General features: G+C 65.2%; 14 protein-coding genes and 1 tRNA gene. 13 read left to right on the plus strand and 2 right to left on the minus strand.

Annotated elements, in window-relative coordinates; translation table 11 throughout:
• Positions 1–102: 102 nt before the first annotated feature.
• Positions 103–636, plus strand: a complete 534-nt coding sequence (locus IVB45_RS18130) for a DUF805 domain-containing protein (protein ID WP_247360921.1) — start codon at positions 103–105, stop codon at positions 634–636.
• On the opposite strand, the gene IVB45_RS18135 is transcribed toward IVB45_RS18130, so the two are convergent.
• The gene (locus IVB45_RS18135) at positions 633–1,667 is read right to left on the minus strand and encodes a cysteine synthase A (protein WP_027566889.1); all 1,035 of its coding nucleotides are present in this window, start codon (positions 1,665–1,667) and stop codon (positions 633–635) included. The two genes, IVB45_RS18130 and IVB45_RS18135, sit on opposite strands and share 4 nt — an antisense overlap.
• Positions 1,668–2,407: 740 nt before the next feature.
• On the opposite strand from IVB45_RS18135, the gene IVB45_RS18140 reads away from it, so the two are divergent.
• The 9 genes from IVB45_RS18140 to IVB45_RS18180 all read left to right on the plus strand — a co-directional run bounded on the left by IVB45_RS18140 (position 2,408) and on the right by IVB45_RS18180 (position 14,501).
• Complete coding sequence (locus IVB45_RS18140; RefSeq protein ID WP_247360920.1) at positions 2,408–3,892, plus strand: efflux transporter outer membrane subunit; 1,485 nt, start codon at positions 2,408–2,410, stop codon at positions 3,890–3,892.
• On the plus strand, positions 3,882–5,291 hold the full coding sequence (locus tag IVB45_RS18145; protein WP_247360918.1) for an efflux RND transporter periplasmic adaptor subunit: 1,410 nt from the start codon (positions 3,882–3,884) through the stop codon (positions 5,289–5,291). Before IVB45_RS18140 ends, IVB45_RS18145 begins: the two co-directional genes overlap by 11 nt.
• 36 nt (positions 5,292–5,327) lie before the next feature.
• Positions 5,328–8,477 carry an efflux RND transporter permease subunit gene (locus tag IVB45_RS18150; RefSeq protein WP_027566892.1) on the plus strand — a complete coding sequence of 1,050 codons (3,150 nt, stop codon included), beginning with the start codon at positions 5,328–5,330 and terminating at the stop codon, positions 8,475–8,477.
• Complete coding sequence (locus IVB45_RS18155; protein WP_247360916.1) at positions 8,477–11,581, plus strand: efflux RND transporter permease subunit; 3,105 nt, start codon at positions 8,477–8,479, stop codon at positions 11,579–11,581. Before IVB45_RS18150 ends, IVB45_RS18155 begins: the two co-directional genes overlap by 1 nt.
• A gap of 41 nt (positions 11,582–11,622) precedes the next feature.
• Complete coding sequence (locus tag IVB45_RS18160) at positions 11,623–12,357, plus strand: tRNA-uridine aminocarboxypropyltransferase (protein ID WP_027566894.1); 735 nt, start codon at positions 11,623–11,625, stop codon at positions 12,355–12,357.
• Between the two features lie 198 nt (positions 12,358–12,555).
• Positions 12,556–13,272, plus strand: a complete 717-nt coding sequence (locus IVB45_RS18165; protein WP_247360914.1) for an ABC transporter permease — start codon at positions 12,556–12,558, stop codon at positions 13,270–13,272.
• 10 nt (positions 13,273–13,282) lie between these two features.
• A complete protein-coding gene (locus IVB45_RS18170) occupies positions 13,283–14,035 on the plus strand; it encodes an ABC transporter ATP-binding protein (RefSeq protein WP_247360912.1) in 753 nt (250 codons plus the stop codon).
• 57 nt (positions 14,036–14,092) lie between these two features.
• Positions 14,093–14,166, plus strand: a tRNA-Cys gene (locus IVB45_RS18175).
• Between the two features lie 188 nt (positions 14,167–14,354).
• Positions 14,355–14,501 (plus strand): hypothetical protein, encoded by a 147-nt coding sequence (locus tag IVB45_RS18180; RefSeq protein WP_247360910.1) that lies wholly within the window; start codon positions 14,355–14,357, stop codon positions 14,499–14,501.
• A gap of 86 nt (positions 14,502–14,587) precedes the next feature.
• Here IVB45_RS18180 and IVB45_RS18185 read toward each other — a convergent pair whose 3' ends face one another.
• Positions 14,588–14,782 (minus strand): hypothetical protein, encoded by a 195-nt coding sequence (locus IVB45_RS18185; RefSeq protein ID WP_027566897.1) that lies wholly within the window; start codon positions 14,780–14,782, stop codon positions 14,588–14,590.
• Between the two features lie 253 nt (positions 14,783–15,035).
• Here IVB45_RS18185 and IVB45_RS18190 point away from each other — a divergent pair, with 253 nt between their 5' ends.
• The 3 genes from IVB45_RS18190 to IVB45_RS18200 all read left to right on the plus strand — a co-directional run bounded on the left by IVB45_RS18190 (position 15,036) and on the right by IVB45_RS18200 (position 18,270).
• A complete protein-coding gene (locus IVB45_RS18190; protein WP_247286100.1) occupies positions 15,036–15,299 on the plus strand; it encodes a hypothetical protein in 264 nt (87 codons plus the stop codon).
• A 431-nt stretch (positions 15,300–15,730) separates the two neighbouring features.
• Positions 15,731–16,648 carry an ABC transporter substrate-binding protein gene (locus tag IVB45_RS18195; protein WP_247360908.1) on the plus strand — a complete coding sequence of 306 codons (918 nt, stop codon included), beginning with the start codon at positions 15,731–15,733 and terminating at the stop codon, positions 16,646–16,648.
• A complete protein-coding gene (locus tag IVB45_RS18200; RefSeq protein WP_247360906.1) occupies positions 16,648–18,270 on the plus strand; it encodes an amino acid ABC transporter permease/ATP-binding protein in 1,623 nt (540 codons plus the stop codon). Before IVB45_RS18195 ends, IVB45_RS18200 begins: the two co-directional genes overlap by 1 nt.
• Positions 18,271–18,306 lie beyond the last annotated feature (36 nt).

The raw sequence follows: 18,306 nt of genomic DNA on the forward strand, positions 1-18,306 counted from the left end.
GGCCACCTTAGTCCTCCGGAAACCATGCGGCGCTGCGCGACCGTGCAGGTTCATGGCTCCGAAAGCTATCTCTGGGCATGTGGCGCCAAAAAGGGTGCGCTAATGCTCGGTTTCGTCTTCGGCTTGAACGCCCGGCTCGGGCGATTGCATTTCTTCCTCGCGACGGTCGCGCTTGCGATCGTGATGACGGCGATCTGCTTTGCAATCGCAATGGCCGTGCTGAACAACACCTCGCCCGGCGCGATCCGACCCGAAGACCTCACCAAGAGCTGGGCGATGATGGTCGCAATCGTGTTCTTCGGAGTTGCGACCGTCACGCTGCAATCGATGCGCATCCGCGACATCGGCTGGGATCCGGTCTGCGTGGTGCCTGCCTGGTTCGCGCTCATGATCGTCGACCATGTCGTCGCGGGCCGGTTTCCGGCCTGGGCAATTGGGCAGGAGCACCAGGCAACGGCGATCGGCGCGCTCGTCAACCTCGCGCTGATGCTCGCGCTCATGTTCTGGCCGAGCGGCGACAGCGAAGGCTCCTACGGCGCTCCCCTCCCGCCGCGCACGCGCGCGAACAAGCCTTCGCTATCGAACGAGCGCCTCGCGCGGGTGTCGCAGGGATCGTCGCGGCCGACTTGGGGCTAGACGAACGGCAGCTTGATGTTGCTGCGCTTCTCCAGCCATTCAGGCACCGGAAGGCTCTTGGCGCGCATGAAGTCGGCGTTGAACAGCTTCGACTGGTAACGGCTGCCAGAATCGCAGAGCACGGTGACGATCGTCTTGCCGGGCCCGAGCTGTTTTGCGAGACGCATCGCGCCGGCAACGTTGATGCCGGTCGAGCCGCCGAGGCACAAGCCTTCGTGCTGGAGCAGTTCGTAGATCACCGTAACTGCTTCCGCATCGGGAATGAGATAAGCGTCATCGACCTTTGCGCTCTCGACGATTGCGGTCGCGCGGTTGAGGCCGATGCCCTCGGTGATCGAGCCGCCCGGCGTCGCCTTGGCATCGCCCGTTCTGAAATATTCATACATGCCGGCGCCGTGCGGGTCGGCGCAGGCGATCCTGACATCTTTGCTCTTCTCTTTCAGGAAGCGGCTGGTGCCGGCGAGCGTGCCGCCGCTGCCGACCGAGCAGACGAAACCGTCGATCTTGCCGCCGGTCTGCTCCCAGATCTCGGGACCTGTGGACTCGTAATGCGCCTTCGCATTGTCGAGGTTGTTCCACTGGTCGGCGAACAGCACGCCGTTCGGCTCGGTCTTGCGCAGCTCGTCAGCAAGACGGCGGCCGACATGCTGGTAGTTGTTCGGATTGGAATAGGGCAGTGCCGGTGATTCCAGCAGCTCGGCGCCGCACAGCTTCAGGAAATCCTTCTTCTCCTGGCTCTGCGTCTCCGGGATCACGATCAGCGTGCGGTAACCGCGCGCGCTGGCCACGACCGCAAGGCCGATGCCGGTATTGCCGGCGGTCGATTCCACGACGAGACCGCCGGGCTTGAGCTCGCCGCGCTTCTCGGCCTCCAGGATCATCCATTTGCCGGCGCGATCCTTCACCGACTGGCCGGGATTCATGAACTCGGCCTTGCCCAGGATGGTGCAGCCGGTCAGTTCGGAAGCGCGCTTAAGCTTGATCAGCGGGGTGTTGCCGATGGCTTCGACAACGTCGTTGTTGATGGTCATGTCTGGGCAAATCACTGGCAAAGGGGTTGATCAGGCTGGCCAGAACCTAGTGCTTGGGAGGCCAAAGGGGAAGGCTTTTGCGCTGCGGCGAAACCGGCGGAAGTGCCCGTCGAAGCAGTGAAATTCTTGCGAGGGACGATGGCCGATGATGCTGGGCTACGCGGCGCCGACAACAGAGGAAGATCGGGTCGGACTCTGCCAAAACATGGAAGATTACGGCCGTCGTCAGCGCACTCGCGACAATTCATCGCCTTTGGGCGGGACGCGTCGATAACGACGCGCATGGATAGCCTGCAGAAGCCGGCAGACATATCGGCACGACGAATGCCGGTTTATTTTCGACGCTAAACGACCTCGTGGACCGGCGCGGCCGGCTTCGCGACCAGCCCTGAAGCCGGATCGCGAGCGGTACGGACGAATTAAAGCCACTGGCGTTGGTGTGGCGGCAATATCACATGAAATGTTGGTAAGCTTGAATGCACTCCGGAGCGGCTTCGAGATTCAAGAACGCACTGCAGGACAGTGATCTTTTGCAATTTGTTCGCCTTGGGGATCGTCCCACTCTGGCGGCCATCTCGCAACTGCGGGACTGTCCCGCTGTTCCGCACCCGGCTAGTATGGGTGTCCGGTTCCGTAGAAAGCACCATCGCTGTGAACGAGTTATCCAACGCCCGCCGACTGTCCAGCCGCGAATCGGTTAATCCGGCTTCGCGGCGGCGGCTCGATCTGCCCGGCGGGGGGTGGATGTGACACAGGATGATCCTGCCATCGCGGTGCCGCGGTCCCGAGGTTCCGCGTCCCGGACGCGACGTGCGGCGCGCTGGCTTGCGGTCGCTGGCCTCGCCGCCGGTTCGGGCGCGTGCGTGCTGACACAGGATCTTCCTGATCCCACGCTCGACGTTCCCACGCAGTACAAATACGCGGGCAAGGCGGATGCCCCGCCGTCGCTGGATTGGTGGCGCAGCTTCCGCTCGGCGGAGCTGACACAGCTGATGGAAGAGGCGCAGACCGTCAACCTCGACATTGCCGCCGCCGTTTCGCGCATCGTCCAGGCCGACGCCCAGGCGCGGCAGGCGGGTGCGGCGCTGCTGCCGAGCCTTTCCGGCACCGGGCAGGAGGCCTATTCGCGCACCTCCGGCTCCTCCGCCTCGGGGCTCACCAATGGCGGCCGTGAGGTCGTCAACTACCAGGCTTCGCTGAGCGCAAGCTACCAGCTCGATTTCTGGGGCCAGAACCGGGACGCCCTGCAAACGGCGGAAGAGACGGCAAATGCCAACCGCTTCGATCGCGACGTCGTTGCGCTGACCACGCTCGCAGGCGTCGCTAACGCTTACTTCCAGGTGCTGGCCTCGCAGGATCGCATCCGGACGTCACAGCGCAACATCGCGAGCGCGCAGCGCATCCTCGATGCCGTCAGGGAACGGCGCAAGGCCGGCACCGGCACCGATCTCGACGTCGCCCAGCAGGAGAGCGTGCTCGCAAACCAGAAGGCACTGGTGCCGCCGCTGCGCCAGACGCTCGACCAGAACGTCAATGCGCTTGCAGTCCTGGTGTCGCGGCCGCCGGAGAGCGTGCGCGTGCTCGGGGGCTCGCTGAACCGGATCGCGATTCCCCGCGTGACGCCCGGCCTGCCGTCGGAGCTCTTGACGCAGCGCCCCGACATTCGCCGGCAGGAGGCCCAGCTCGCCTCCGCCACCGCGAACGTCGGCAATGCCCGCGCGCAGTTCTTTCCGACCATCCAGCTCACCGGCAATGGCGGCTATCAGAGCTCAGCCCTGGTCTCGCTATTCCAGCCGCATGCGGCCTTCTTCCAGCTCGTCGGCAGCGCGACGCAGCCGATCTTCGACGGTGGCAAGATCCTCGGCAATTTCGAGTTTGCCAAGGCGCGGCAGGACGAACTGCTCCAGACCTACCGCAAGACCATCATCCAATCGTTCGCCGATGTCGACAATGCGCTGTTCTCGATCAAGCAGACCACGATCAGGCTGCAATTGCAGCGCGATGTCCTCAACGCCTCCCGCCGCGCATTCGATCTCTCCGAACAGCAATTGCGCGCCGGCACCGCCGACATCGTCACCGTGCTCAACACGCAACTGACCCTGTTCCAGGCGGAAGACGCGCTGTCGCAGGCGCAACTTGCCCGCCTTCTTGCTATCGTCAGCCTGTATCAGGCGCTCGGCGGCGGCTGGGAGCCGAGGATGGAGAAACCGGTCAATGCTCTTTAAGCCGGATACGAAGCAAGGCGCGAAGGAGGGTACGGCGAAGAAGTCGCGCGGGCGCGGCTTCATCATGACCCTGATCACGCTGGCGATCCTCGGCGGGCTCGGCTACTACGGCTGGACCACTTGGCATCAGCAGCCGCAGCAGGCGAACGGTCGCAATCAACGACCCGATCTCCCGGTCCCGGTGCTGGCGGCGACGCCGCGCATCCAGGACGTTCCCGTTTATCTCGACGGCGTCGGTGCGATCCGCGCACTCAACACCGTGACCGTCCGCTCACAGGTCGACGGCAAGCTGATCGCGGTGAATTTCACCGAGGGACAGGACGTCAAGAAAGGCGATGTGGTCGGCGAGATCGACCCGGCGCTCTATCAGGCGACGTACGATCAGGCCGTCGCGAAGAAGGCCCAGGACCAGGCCCAGCTCGCCAACCAGCGTATCGACCTCACGCGCTACGAGCAGTTAGCTGCCTCCAATGCCGGATCCAAGCAGCAGGCCGACACCCAGCGCGCGCTGGTCGCGCAGACGGAGGCGCTGGTGAAGGCCGATCAGGCCGCGATCGACAATGCGGCGGCGACGCTGAGCTACACCAAGATCGTGGCGCCGATCTCGGGCCGCGCCGGCCTGCGCCAGGTCGACCAAGGCAACATCATCCACGCCTCCGACACCACCGGCCTCGTGGTGATCACGCAATTGCAGCCGATCGCGGTGTGGTTCAGCCTGCCGCAGCAGCAGATCATGCGGGTCAACGCCGCGGCGGCGAAGGGCGCGCTCGCGGTCGACGTGTTCGGCAATGACGGACTCACCGTGATCGACACCGGCAAGCTCACCGGCATCGACAACCAGGTCGACCAGACCACGGGAACGCTCAGGCTCAAGGCCGAATTCCCCAACGCCAATTACCAGCTCTGGCCCGGCCAGTTCGTCAATGTCCGCCTCAAGGTCGAGACCTTGACGCAGGCGCTGGTGGTGCCGACCTCGGCCGTGCAGCGCGGACCGATCGGCACCTTCAGCTATGTCATCGGCGAGGACAACGTGGTTGCGGCCAAGCCGGTGACGGTGACGCAGCAGAACGAGCATGACGCCGTGATCGCCAGCGGCCTGTCGGCGACCGACAAGGTCGTCACCACCGGCTTTGCCAATCTGTCCGATGGCTCCAAGGTGGTCATCGGGCGCGACGACCAGACCCCGTCGGCCGATCTGGCGCCGCGCAAGCGCTCGCGCGGGCCGGATGGTCAGAAGAAGGACGGCGCAAAAGACGGCCAGAAGGACGGACAAGACAAGGACGGCGAGTTCCGCGCCAAGCGCAAGAGCAGCGAAGGCGACCAGAAGGGCCAGACCGGACCGGCACCAGGGCCTCCGTCAAGTCCGGGTGCATCGGGAAGTGGAGCCAAGCAGCCATGATCCCGACAACAGCCGCCTGAGCGGCAGGCGCATCCCATGGGCGTCTCCGAACCCTTCATCCGACGGCCGATCGCGACCTCGTTGCTCGGCATCGCGCTTCTGATCGGCGGGCTGCTCGGCTATTTCGCGCTGCCGGTGTCCGCGCTGCCGCAGGTCGATTTCCCGACCGTGCAGGTGACGACGCAATTGCCCGGCGCGAGCCCCGACGTGATCGCCTCGCTGATCACCGCGCCGCTGGAGCGGCAACTCGGCCAGATCCCGTCGCTGTCGGCGATGAACTCGACGAGCTCGTTCGGCGTCAGCCAGATCTCGCTCCAGTTCGATCTCAACCGCGATATCGACGGCGCGACCCAGGACGTCCAGGCCGCGATCAACGCCGCGGCCGGCGTGCTGCCCAAGACGCTGCCTTATCCGCCGACCTACGCCAAGGTGAACCCGGCAGATGCGCCGGTGATGACTTTGGCGCTGCGCTCCGACACGATCTCGTTGCGGGCGATGAGCGACATCGCCGACACGCTTCTGGCGCAGCGGCTGAGCCAGATTTCCGGCGTCGGGCGCGTCTCTGTGCTCGGCGGACTGAAGCCAGCCGTCCGCATCCAGGCGGATCTCGCGCGGCTGGCCGCCTATGGCATCGCCATGGAAGACCTGCGCACCGCGATCGCCAATGCCAACGTCTCCGGGCCGAAAGGCTCGCTCGACGGCGCGCAGCAATCCTACATCATCGCCGCCAACGACCAGATCGCCGCCGCCGACGCCTACAAGCCCGTCATCATCGCCTACCGCAACGGCTCCCCCGTCACCATCGCCGACGTGGCGCAGATCGTCGATGGGCTCGAGAACGACCGCACCGGCGGCTGGTACCAGGGCTCGCCCGCCGTCATCATCGACATCCAGCGTCAGCCGGGCGCCAATGTGATCGACGTCGTCAGCCAGATCCGCGCGGAAATCCCAAAGGTTCAACGCGCTATTCCGGCCGGCGTGAACCTCACCATCGTCTCCGACCGCACCGTCACCATCCGTGCCTCGGTCCGCGACGTGCAGTTCACGCTGATCCTGAGCGTCGTGCTGGTGACGCTGGTGGTGCTGCTGTTCCTGCGTTCGCTGCGGGCCACGCTGATCGCCGGCGTGGCGCTGCCGCTGTCGCTGATCACCAGCTTCGGCATCATGTATTTCGCCGGCTTCAGCCTCGACAATCTATCGCTGATGGCGCTCACCATCGGCACCGGCTTCGTCGTCGACGACGCCATCGTCATGATCGAGAACATCGTCCGCCACATGGAAAACGGCGATAGCGCGATGGAGGCTTCGCTAAAGGGCGCCAGCGAGATCGGCTTCACCGTGATCTCGCTGACGGTGTCGCTGATCGCGGTGTTCATCCCGCTGCTGTTCATGTCGGGCCTTGTCGGCCGCATGTTCCGCGAATTCGCGCTGACGCTGACGATCGCGGTCGTGACTTCGGCCGTCGTCTCGCTGACGCTGACGCCGATGATGTGCTCGCGCCTGCTGAAGCATGCCCATGAAGAGCTGGCAGTGCCGGGTCTTGCCGCGGTCAGCCGCTTCATCGACCGCACCGTCGAATTCTATCACCGCACGCTGCTCTGGGTGCTGGAGCGCCAGCGCGCGACGCTGGTCGTGACCTTCGCCACGCTGATTGCGACCCTGGCGCTCTATGTCGTCGCGCCAAAGGGCTTCCTGCCGCTGCAGGACACCGCCTCGATCACGGCGGTGACGGAAGCCGGTCCGGACGTGTCCTTCGCGGAGATGCAGAAGCGGCAGGCCGCGGCGGCCGACGCCATCAAGGCCGACCCCGATGTGACAGGCGTGGTCTCGGTGATTGGTGCAGGCTCGGTCAATCCGACCACCAATGTTGGCCGTCTTGTCATGACGCTGAAACCTCGCGGCGAGCGGCGCGATGATGTCAGCGTGGTCATCACCCGGCTGAAGGAGCGAGTGGCCGCCATCCCCGGCATGACCGTCTATTTCCAGCCGGTGCAGGACGTGCAGATCTCGACCCAGTCGAGCCGCTCGCAATACCAGTACACGCTGACCGGCACCGACGCTGCCCTGGTGTCGGAATGGGCGCGCAAGCTGGTTGCCGAGATGCGGCGCGATCCACTGTTCCGCGACGTCTCCTCGGAGGCCCAGGAAGGCGGTCTGCGGGCGCAGCTCACGGTCGATCGCACCCGCGCCGGCCAGCTCGGCGTCAGCCTCCAGGGCATCACCGACACGCTCAACGACGCCTTCGCGCAGCGGCAGATCTCGACCATCTACGGCCAGGCCAACCAGTACCGCGTGGTGCTGGAAGCGCTGCCGATGTACCAGCGCGATCCCTCGATCCTGTCGAAGCTCTATCTGCCGGGCGCGGCGAGCGCGACTGCCGGCGCACCCAACGCACAGGTGCCGCTCTCCGCCGTGGCGACGCTGACCCGCACCACCGCGCCGCTCGCGATTTCGCACCAGGCGCAATTCCCGTCGATCTCGCTCAGCTTCAATCTCGCCCCGGGCGCGGCGCTCGGCGACGCCGTCGAGGCCGTGAAGACCATCGAGACCCGGATCGAGATGCCCAACAGCATCGTCGGCGTCTATGCCGGCGACGCCGCCGAATTCGCCAAGGCGTTGGCGGGCCAGCCTTGGCTGCTGCTCGCCGCCGTCATCACGATCTACATCGTGCTCGGCGTGCTCTACGAGAGCTACATCCACCCGATCACGATCCTCTCGACGCTGCCCTCGGCCGGCGTCGGCGCGATCCTGGCGCTGATGCTGTGCGGGCAGGATCTCTCGGTGATCGGGTTGATCGGCATCATCCTGTTGATGGGCATCGTCAAGAAGAACGCGATCATGATGATCGATTTCGCGCTCGAGGCCGAGCGCGGGCAGGGGATGCCGGCGCATGAGGCGATCGTGCAGGCCTGCCTCTTGCGCTTCCGCCCGATCATGATGACGACGCTGGCCGCGCTGTTCGGAGCGCTGCCGCTGGCGATCGAGAGCGGCACCGGCGCCGAGCTGCGCTTTCCGCTCGGCATCTCCATCATCGGCGGCCTGCTGCTCAGCCAATTGCTCACGCTCTACACCACGCCGGTGATCTATCTCGCACTCGACCGCATCAACCGCCGCCTCGAGCAGGCGCTGCCGCCGGCGGAGTCCGGCGGGCCGCCCGTCGCGGGCGCGACCGAGGGGATGCAGTGATGGCATCGATCTCGGAGCCCTTCATCCGCCGCCCGGTCGCGACCACGCTGCTGTCGATCGGGTTGTTCCTGCTGGGTATCGTGGCCTACGAGTTCCTCCCGGTCGCCTCGGTTCCGAACGTCGATTTCCCCGCCATCTTCGTTTCCGCCAGCCGTCCCGGCGCCGACCCGTCCGTGATGGCCGCGACGGTCGCCTCGCCATTGGAGCGGCGGCTCGGCGAGATCGCGGGCATCAACCAGATCACCTCCACCTCGTCGCTCGGCACGACCAACATCCAGCTCCAGTTCGACATCGGCCGCAACATCGACAAGGCCGCACGTGACGTGCAGGCGGCGATCAACGCGTCGCTGGTCGACCTGCCCAGCGATTTGCCGACGCTGCCGCGCTTCCGCAAGGCCAACACTGCCGGCGCTCCCGTGTTCGTGCTGGCGCTGACCTCGAAGACGCTGTCCGCAAGCGCAATCTACGACGTCGCCGATACGGTTTTGGCGCAGCGCATCTCGCAGGTGCCGGGCGTCGGCGACGTCACGGTGTCCGGCGCCGATCAGCCGGCGGTGCGGGTGCAGCTCAATCCCGTTGCGCTGTCGAACGCCGGCATCGCCACCGACGACGTGCGGACTGCGATCATCAACGCCAACCCGCTCGGTCCGGTCGGCATCTTCAACGGCGAGCGCCAGAGTGAAACGCTGTCGCTCAACAGGCAGATGCGGACCGCGAAAGAGTTCCGCGACATCGTCATCAAGAGCTCGAACGGCAATTTCGTCCGGCTGGCCGACGTCGCCGACATCGAGGACTCCGTCCGCAACGCCCGTTCCATCGCCTGGTTCAACAAGCAGCCGGCGGTGCTGATCCAGATCACCAAGCAGGGCGATGCCAATGTCATCGACACCGTCGACCGGGTGAAGGCGTTGATCCCCGCGCTGAAGCAGTGGATTCCGGCCGGCGTCGATATCTCCACCTTGGTCGACCGCACCAGCACGATTCGCGCCAGCGTGCTCGACATGCAGTGGACCTTGTTCGCGACGGCCATTCTCGTGATGGTCGTCGTGTTCGTATTCCTGCGGCGGCTCACGCCGACGATCGCGGCCGGAATCTCCGTGCCGCTGGCGCTGGCCGGGACCTGCGCCGGCATGTGGGTCGCGGGCTTCTCGATCGACAATCTGTCGCTGATGGCGCTGGCGATCTCCGTCGGCTTCGTGGTCGATGACGCCATCGTCATGATCGAGAACATGTACCGCAATCTCGAGCACGGCATGCGGCCGCTCCAGGCGGCATTGGACGGCGCCCGGCAGATCGGCTTCACCGTGGTGTCGATCAGCCTGTCGCTGATCGCGGCGTTCACGCCGCTGATCTTCATGGACGGCATCGTCGGCCGGCTGCTGCGCGAGTTCTCGCTGACGCTGACCTTCGCGATCCTGGTCTCGACCCTGGTGTCGCTCACGGTGACGCCGATGATCTGCGCGCACTACATCCGGCAGACCACGTCCGGCACGGCGACCCTGTTCGACCGGATCATCGAGGGCTCGCTGTCGCGCATCGTCGCTTTCTACACCCGCACCTTGCGCACCGTGCTGGAATATCCGCTGCTGACGCTGCTGGTGTTCTTCGCCACCATCGCGTTGACGGTGACGCTCTACATCAAGATTCCCAAGGGCTATTTCCCGACCGACGATTCCGGCTTCGTTATCGGGGCGACGCGCGCCTCGGCCGACATCTCGTTTCAGTCGATGTTGAGCCTGCAGCAGCGGCTCGCCGACATCGTAATGCAGGATCCTGCCGTGGCCGGCATCGGCTCCACCGTCGGCAGCGGCGGCGGACCGGGCGGCGCGACCTCCAATCGCGGCACCATGTTCATCAGCCTGAAGCCGCCGGAGGAGCGCGACCACGTCTCGACCCAGGTGGTGATCGACCGTCTCAGGCGAGCGTTATACCCGGTGCCCGGCATCCGCCTGTTCATGTTCGCCGCCCAGGACGTGCGCGCCGGCGGACGGCAGAGCGATTCCGACTACCAGTACACGCTGACCAGCACCGATCTCGGGTTGCTCCAAAAGTGGGCGCCGATCGTGGCCAAGCGCATGGAGAGCGTCGAGGGCATCACCGACATCTCCAGCGACCGCGATCCCGGCGGGCTTCAACTGACCTTGTCGATCGACCGCCAGAAGGCCTCGGCGCTCGGCGTCCGCGTCCAGGATATCGACAACGCGCTCAACAACGCGTTCTCGCAGCGGCAGATCGGGATCATTTACACCCAGCGCAACCAGTACATGACCGTGCTGGAGATCGACCCGAAATTCCAGGTCGACCCGTCCAATCTCGAACGCATCTATGTCGCCGGCGCGGGCGACGCGCAGGTGCCGCTGTCGGCCGTGGTGCATGCGACGCGCGGGCTGGCCGCGCTCGCGGTCTATCATTCGCAATCGTTCCCATCGACCACCGTGTCGTTCAATCTGTTGCCGGACGTGCAGATCCAGGCCGCAACGCAGAACATCCAGCGCGCGGTCGAGGAGCTGCACATGCCGGAAGGCATCCGCGGCAGCTTTGACGGCAATGCCGGGGATTTCGCCAAGACCAGCGGCCGCCAGCCGCTCCTGATCCTCGGCGCGCTGGTGGCGATGTATATCGTGCTCGGCGTGCTCTATGAGAGCCTCGCCCATCCGCTCACGATCATCTCGACGCTGCCCTCGGCGGGTCTGGGCGCGCTGCTGGCCTTGCAGCTCACCAACACGCCACTGACGGTGATCGCCTTCGTCGGCATCATCCTGTTGATCGGCATCGTCAAGAAGAACGGCATCATGATGGTGGATTTCGCGCTCGATGCCGAGCGCCAGCGCGGCCTGTCTTCGGCGGAGGCGATCTTCGAGGCCTGCCAGGCGCGCTTCCGGCCGATCCTGATGACGACGATGGCGGCGCTGTTCGCCGGCATTCCACTGGTGGTCGCGACCGGGCCCGGCACGGAGCTCCGCCGACCTCTTGGCATCACCATCATCGGTGGGCTGTTCGTGTCGCAGATCCTGACGCTCTACACCACGCCCGTGATCTACCTGCTGATCGACCGCCTGCGCCGACGGCGCGAGCCGCGCCCGCTGGCCGCGCCGGCGGAATAGGCGGGTTGTTGAACCGCCCTGCAAAGCGTATAGCGGCGACCATGTCGCACCCCACCGCCGCCGCGCCGGCCGATCCGATCCCCGAATGCCCGCACTGCCAAAAGCCGATGCCGCTGTGCATCTGCGACAGCGTCACGCCGCTCAAAAACCGCCTTGGACTCCTGATCCTTCAGCATCCGCAGGAGCAGGACAGGGCGCTCGGCACCGCCCGGCTGCTTGCGAAGCATTTCGCCGGTGCCACGCTGCGGGTCGGCTTGTCCTGGCCGAGCCTGTCCAAGGCGCTGGGGCAGCCGATCGAGAACGCCTCGCACTGGGCCGTGCTCTATCTCGGCTCCGCGCACGCCGCCGATCTCGAGGCCGAGGGCGAAATCCTGGCCCTCAACCGCAAGGGCGAGGTCGCGGACAACCAGCGCGCGCGCCTCGGCAAGCTCGAAGGTGTGGTGCTGCTCGACGGCACCTGGAGCCAAGCCAAGGCCCTGTGGTGGCGCAATCCCTGGATGCTGAAATGCCAGCGCGTCATCCTCAATCCGGCCGCGCCATCGCGCTACGGGCGCCTGCGCAAGGAGCCTCGGAAGGACGGACTGTCGACCATCGAGGCCGCAGCGACGATCCTCTCCGTTCTGGAGAAGCGCCCGGACATCGCCGAGACGCTGAATGCCTGTTTCGAACGGATGTTAACCCGCTACCGCGAGGTTCAGACCGAGATGCCCGAATTGGCGCCAAAGCCGCCGGTCAAGGACCGCCGGCGCGGTGTGCGGCGGGGCAAGCGAGCCTGAGTCCGGTCCGGATCATCCGTACGGCCGATTGTCCCGCGAGAGGCGGGCGAATAGAGACCATCGGCCAACAGGCCGCGATCTGCTATCCTGTGGCACCATCGGAACGCCGGAAGCGGAAAGGGCCGTCGCATTCAGCTTGCAGCCAAGGAGATCCTTGCCCAGGCGGCGCGGTTCGATCGTTGGGGCACGCTTGCCCTGATGGACATTTCGCTGCGCTACCGGCGCACTGTGATCGGCCCGCTCTGGATTACGCTGACGCTCGCTGCGACCATTGCCAGCGTCGGCACGGTCTATGCGGCACTGTTCAGGCAGGACATCGCGAGCTTTCTGCCGACCTTCGCTGTCGGCCTGATTGTCTGGACGCTGATCGCGACGACGCTGCAGGAAGGTTCCAACATCTTCGTGGCTTCAGGCCATTTGATCAAGGCCGTGCCGGCGCCGCTGATCGTGCATGTGCTCCAGATGATGGCGCGCAACGTCCTCATCTTTGCGCATCATCTGGTGATCGTCGTCCTGCTCTATCTCGTGACGCCGTGGCCGCTGCATGCGAGCATGCTGCTCGCGGTGCCGGGCATTGCGATCCTGCTCGTCGTGCTGCTCGGCGGCTCGGTTGCGCTCGGCATGCTCTGCGCGCGGTTTCGTGACATCGGCTCGGCGATCGTCAGCGGCCTGCAATTCGTATTCTTCCTGACGCCGATCATCTGGACCGAGGACACCGTGCGCGGCACCGCGTTTTATTGGCTGATCCGCGCCAATCCGTTTGCAACGCTGCTCGATCTAGTCCGCAGGCCGCTGCTGTCGCAGCCGACCGATGCGGAGCAGTGGCTGCTCGGGATCATCTATGCGGCCGTCGTGGCCGTCATCGGCCTCGGCTGCTACGCGAAATACCGCCATCGCGTGGCGTATTGGCTGTGAGGCGCGAGATATGACCCCCGCAGCTCATATCGCGCTTCGCAACGTCTCGGTGAGGTTTCCGGTGCTGTCGTTCCGCGACCGCTCGCTGCGCAGCCGGTTCGTCAGCGCCGTGACGCTGCGGCGGAACACAGCGGTCCCGCACATCGTCTCGGCGTTGAACGACGTCAGCCTCGATATCCGTGCCGGCGACCGCGTCGCCATCATCGGCGCCAATGGCGCCGGCAAGACCACGCTGCTTCGGGTGCTCGCCGGCATCTACCATCCGACGTCCGGCAGCGTGGACGTGCTGGGCCGCTGCCAGCCGCTGTTCGATCTCTCGGCCGGGTTCGACGAGGAAGCGACCGGCTACGAGAACATCATGCGGCGCGGGCTCGTGATCGGCGCACGGCGCTCCGAGATCGATGCCCGGCGCGCGGAGATCGCCGAATTCACCGAGCTCGGCGACCGGCTCGACCTGCCGCTGCGCACCTATTCCAGCGGCATGATGCTGCGCCTGATCTTTGCGGTCGCAACCGCCGTCGAGGGCGAGATCGTGTTGCTCGACGAATGGATCGGCGTCGGCGACCAGCAGTTCCGCAAGAAGGCGCGGCAGAGGCTCGACGAGATCATCGTGCGCGCCGGCATTCTGGTGCTCGCCTCGCACGACGTCGCGCTGATCAAGAGCACCTGCAACCGCGCGATCCTGCTGGAGGAGGGGCGGATCGTGGCGGCCGGCGCAACCGATGAGATTCTCGGCCAATATCTCGGCGGCGCGAAGGCGTAGCTGCCCGGTCGGGGTTGCCTAAACCCGTGATCCCCTATATTGCTCCGCCCTCGTTGGGGCCACGTGGCGGAGTGGTTACGCGCCGGTCTGCAAAACCGTTTACTCGGGTTCGAGTCCCGACGTGGCCTCCATCACAACCTCCTGATATTTCAGCAATATTCGATCGGGTCGCGCCTGCTATGGGCCCGCGCGAGCGATGCATGCTGGCCGCGCACACCGGGTTTGCCCGGGGCCCGGCGGAAACCCGTCATTCAGCCTGCTGGCATAGTCTTCGCATCTGCGAAGTCATGCATCCCAACGATCGAGCGCTGGAGAGCACGTGAGCGAAATCGTCCGATTTGTCCCGAAATCCGAGCTGGAGCGGGCTCGCCTCATTCGCGAGGCCCGCGCGATCTATGACGGCATCTTTCCGCCGGCCGCACCCGACCAGACGCCGCAGGACGGCGGAGAGCGCGTCAAGACCTGATCGGGGGCATGCCGAATCTCGCGGCGTAGGGCCCATAGCAAAACGCCCGCAGAGCGCGGGCGCATCGGCTCACGGTGAAATTGGCCTTAGCAGGCCGCGTACCAGCCGTCGGGAAACGGCAGCAGGGGCCATGCGCCCTCGTTGTCATTGGCGGCTTTGGGCTTCGCGTAATAGGTCCACGAGCGCGGCACGAAATCCTCCCCCGGCACGACCGCCAGATCGTCATGGACTATGGCGTCCTGGACGGCATCCAGCAGCAAGTTGAATTCGGCTTCGCTCATCACACCCTCCGGACCGGATGGCGCAATGTCGCAAAGCCGGCTTGTTTCCCGATTGAGCCGATCGTTCGCATTTTAACGATCGGCCAATCGGGTCCCGATTGGTTAGCGATTGATGAAATCCCGTTGGGAAACTTAGGTTCCTACCGGATGCCCGCAGTGTGAAGGAGGTCACATCTTCGGCTGTTTATTTCTCCTACCCGTTCGTACACCAGCCAACACAGGCCGGCGGGCAGGGCAGAACGGGAGACTGGTCATGAAGGCGAGGTTCTTGCGGTTTGCGGGTGTGAAAAGCCGGGCGCGTCGCGCCTCGACGGTCGGGCTGTTCCTGACGCTGTTTGCCTCCGCCGCCCATGCGCAGCAGGGAACGCCCGAGCAGCGCCGGGCCTGTACCCCCGACGTCTACCGGCTCTGTGCCGGCGAAATCCCCAACGTTCGCGCCATCACAGCCTGCCTGCGCCGCAATAGGCCAAGCTTGAGTGAGGCTTGCCGCACCGTGTTCGATCAGGCCGGCGGCTAACATACCGGCCCTGTGGGCCTGTGCGCAGCAAGTGGCTAGCGCGGGCTCGCGAATCCGGCATAGTCGGCCTGTGGATATACCTGTGGGTATGCTGCGGACAGGCTGTGGAACAGCGAAGATGTGCTTCGGATGCCGCCCACAGATGCGTCCTTCGATTGTCATATCTCTGTCAAATGACCTCACCGCATGATTCCCTGATCGTGCAGATCGCGGCGTCGCGCACGATCATGTGGTTTCCCCGAATTCGGAATTGCGCGCTGCGGCGTCCGCATTCACGAACAGTTTTTGTGCAGCCGCCTGCCCAAATGGCGGGCTCCCTCCATCCAATTTTTTGTACGCCCGCGGACAAGCTTTCCGGTCCGCTCTCCTCCTAGGCTCGCTTCCGAGATCTGGAACATGGCCATTGCCATGACAATTCGAAGGAGCTGGAGATGGAGAGACCGGTATTGCCCCAGGCGCGGGGGAACGCGCGTGCATCGCTGTCTTGGCGCAAGGCCGCGGTCGGCGCCGCGGTCACTTTCGGCGCGCTGGCAGCCGCGCCCCTGAGCGCGCAGGCTGCGGCGCCTGCGGCCTGCGCCGCGCTCCAGGACAAATATCCGGACTGGAAGGGCAAGACCCTCGTCAACGCCATCAACCCGCACACGCCGGGCTATGAGACCATCGATCCGAAGGATCCGAGCAAATATATCGGCTTCGACATCGATCTCGGCGAAGCCGTCGGTGAATGCCTCGGCTTCAAGCTGACCTACAAGCCGGTGACGTTCGCGGCGCTCCTGACCACGCTGGCCGCGGGACAAGCCGACATCGTCATTTCCGATATCTACGCCACCAAGGAGCGCGCCAAGGCCGCCGACTTCATCACCTATTCGAAAGTGTTCGACGGCGTACTGGTGGCCAAGGGCAATCCGAAGGGCATCAACGGCATCAACATGTCGATGTGCGGCGCCGCTGCCGCAGAAAACACCGGTTATGTCGAGGTGCCCCTGATCCAGGCGCTGATGCCCGAGTGCAAGAAGGCCGGCAAGGCCGAGCCGACCGTCCAGCTCTACGACAACAACGCCAACTGCATCCAGGCGATCCTCGCCGGTCGTGCCGACACCTATGTCAACGACGTCAACACCGTCGACAGCGCGGTCAAAGCCTATCCGGACAAGCTGGAGAAGGCGACCGCGGTGACGATCCCATATTCCGTCGGCATCGCCGTTCCGAAGGACAAGCCGAAATTCCGCGACGCCGTGCTCGCAGCCCTGATCGAGGTGCAGAAGGCCGGAACGCATATGGAGCTTCTGAAGAAGCATGGGCTCGACGTGAACAACTTCAAGGAGCCTGACATTCTGACGGCCGACTGATGTCGCTGTTCCTCCATTACCTGAGCATGCCGTATCTGCTCGAGGGCATCGAGCTCACCCTCGAGGTGACTGCCCTCGGGCTCGGCGGAGGATTGATCCTCGGATTGATCCTCGCCGGCATGCAGCTCTCCCGCTTCTGGCTGCTGGCGGCGATCGCCAGGGCCTACACCGTGATCTTCCGCGGCACGCCGCTGATCCTGCAAATGGTGTTCGCCTACGACGCGTTGCCGCATATCGGCATCAAGCTGCCGGCGGTGCTGGCCGCCGGCCTTGCGCTGGCCTGCAACGAGGCGCCCTTCATCGCCGAGATGCTGCGTGCCGGCGTGCTCGGCGTCGATCGCGGGCAGGTGACGGCGGGCCAGGCGCTCGGCATGACGCCGCGGATCCTGATGTGGCGGGTGATCGCGCCCCAGGCGATCCGCACCATGATCCCGGCCTTCGGCAACGAGGCCGTGAGTGCGCTGAAGAATTCGTCGCTCGCCTCCGTGGTCGCGGTCCAGGAGCTGACCTTGCGCTCGACCCAGCTTGCGTCCTCGACCTTCGACTTCTTCTCGATCTTCTTCGCCTCGGGCTTGCTGTATCTCGTGCTGACCTTTGCCATCAGCATCATCCAGCTTTTTGTCGAATGGCTGCTCGATCTCGACCGCGCCAAAGGTCGCCAGCGCAAGCTCGCCGATTATCTGCCCTGGCGCCGCGTCGATCTCGCCACCAAGCTCGAACTTGCCGCAGCGACCGTCGACGTCCCGGTGTCCGCACAGGCAGAGCTCACCGACACGCCCCCGCGGGCGCTGACCCGCGAGGAGCGCACCCGGCGTGCGGCAACGATCTCTCGAAACAACATCGCGGTCGAGACCAGGGACCTCACCAAGAGCTACGGCACGCAAAAGGTGCTTGGCGGCCTCGATTTTACGGTGCGTGTCGGCGAGGTCGTCGCACTGCTCGGGCCCAGCGGCTCCGGCAAGAGCACGCTGCTCCGCTGCATCAATCATCTCGAAAGCTGGGACGGGGGCACCGTGCGCGTCGGGGGACGCCGTCTCGGTTTCGACGACAACGGCAAGCTGCTGCCGCCCCGCGCGATCGCCAATGAGCGGGCAAGCGTGGGCGTCGGGATGGTGTTCCAGCAATTCAACCTGTTCGCCCATCTCTCGGCGAAGGAGAACATTGCCGGTCCCTTGCGCTGGGTGCACGGCATGACCCGCATCGATGCCGATCGCCGCGCCGCCGAGCTGCTCGACCGGGTCGGGCTGTCGCACCGCGCCGACGCGCTGCCGCGGCATCTCTCCGGCGGTCAGCAGCAGCGCGTCGCGATCGCCCGAGCGCTCGCACCGAACCCCAGCGTGCTGCTCCTGGACGAGCCGACCTCGGCGCTCGATCCCGAGCTCGTCAGCGAGGTCCTGGAGGTGATCCGGCGGCTCGCCATCGATGATGGCCTCACCATGATCATCTCGACGCACCAGGTCCGCTTCGCGGACGAGGTCGCCGACCGTGTCGCTTTCCTGAGCGGCGGCACGATCATCGAGGAGGGGCCCGCGCATGAGGTTCTCTCCAGCCCCCGCAATCCGCTGACTGCGCGTTTCCTCAGCGTGATGGAAACCGACAAGACTCCGGAGGCGGTGCGATGAGAGCCGCACCCGCAACGTTCAAGACCGCGTTTTCAG

Origin of the sequence: Bradyrhizobium sp. 4 (assembly GCF_023100905.1) — a bacterium.
GTDB lineage: Bacteria > Pseudomonadota > Alphaproteobacteria > Rhizobiales > Xanthobacteraceae > Bradyrhizobium.

Bases quoted from the DNA above. Each gene is read 5' to 3' on its own strand.
- IVB45_RS18130 (WP_247360921.1), top strand. From the start codon at position 103: ATGCTCGGTTTCGTCTTCGGCTTGAACGCCCGGCTCGGGCGATTGCAT.
- IVB45_RS18135 (WP_027566889.1), bottom strand. From the start codon at position 1,667: ATGACCATCAACAACGACGTTGTCGAAGCCATCGGCAACACCCCGCTG.
- IVB45_RS18145 (WP_247360918.1), top strand. From the start codon at position 3,882: ATGCTCTTTAAGCCGGATACGAAGCAAGGCGCGAAGGAGGGTACGGCG.
- IVB45_RS18150 (WP_027566892.1), top strand. From the start codon at position 5,328: ATGGGCGTCTCCGAACCCTTCATCCGACGGCCGATCGCGACCTCGTTG.
- IVB45_RS18155 (WP_247360916.1), top strand. From the start codon at position 8,477: ATGGCATCGATCTCGGAGCCCTTCATCCGCCGCCCGGTCGCGACCACG.
- IVB45_RS18160 (WP_027566894.1), top strand. From the start codon at position 11,623: ATGTCGCACCCCACCGCCGCCGCGCCGGCCGATCCGATCCCCGAATGC.
- IVB45_RS18165 (WP_247360914.1), top strand. From the start codon at position 12,556: ATGGACATTTCGCTGCGCTACCGGCGCACTGTGATCGGCCCGCTCTGG.
- IVB45_RS18170 (WP_247360912.1), top strand. From the start codon at position 13,283: ATGACCCCCGCAGCTCATATCGCGCTTCGCAACGTCTCGGTGAGGTTT.
- IVB45_RS18185 (WP_027566897.1), bottom strand. From the start codon at position 14,782: ATGAGCGAAGCCGAATTCAACTTGCTGCTGGATGCCGTCCAGGACGCC.
- IVB45_RS18190 (WP_247286100.1), top strand. From the start codon at position 15,036: ATGAAGGCGAGGTTCTTGCGGTTTGCGGGTGTGAAAAGCCGGGCGCGT.
- IVB45_RS18195 (WP_247360908.1), top strand. From the start codon at position 15,731: ATGGAGAGACCGGTATTGCCCCAGGCGCGGGGGAACGCGCGTGCATCG.
- IVB45_RS18200 (WP_247360906.1), top strand. From the start codon at position 16,648: ATGTCGCTGTTCCTCCATTACCTGAGCATGCCGTATCTGCTCGAGGGC.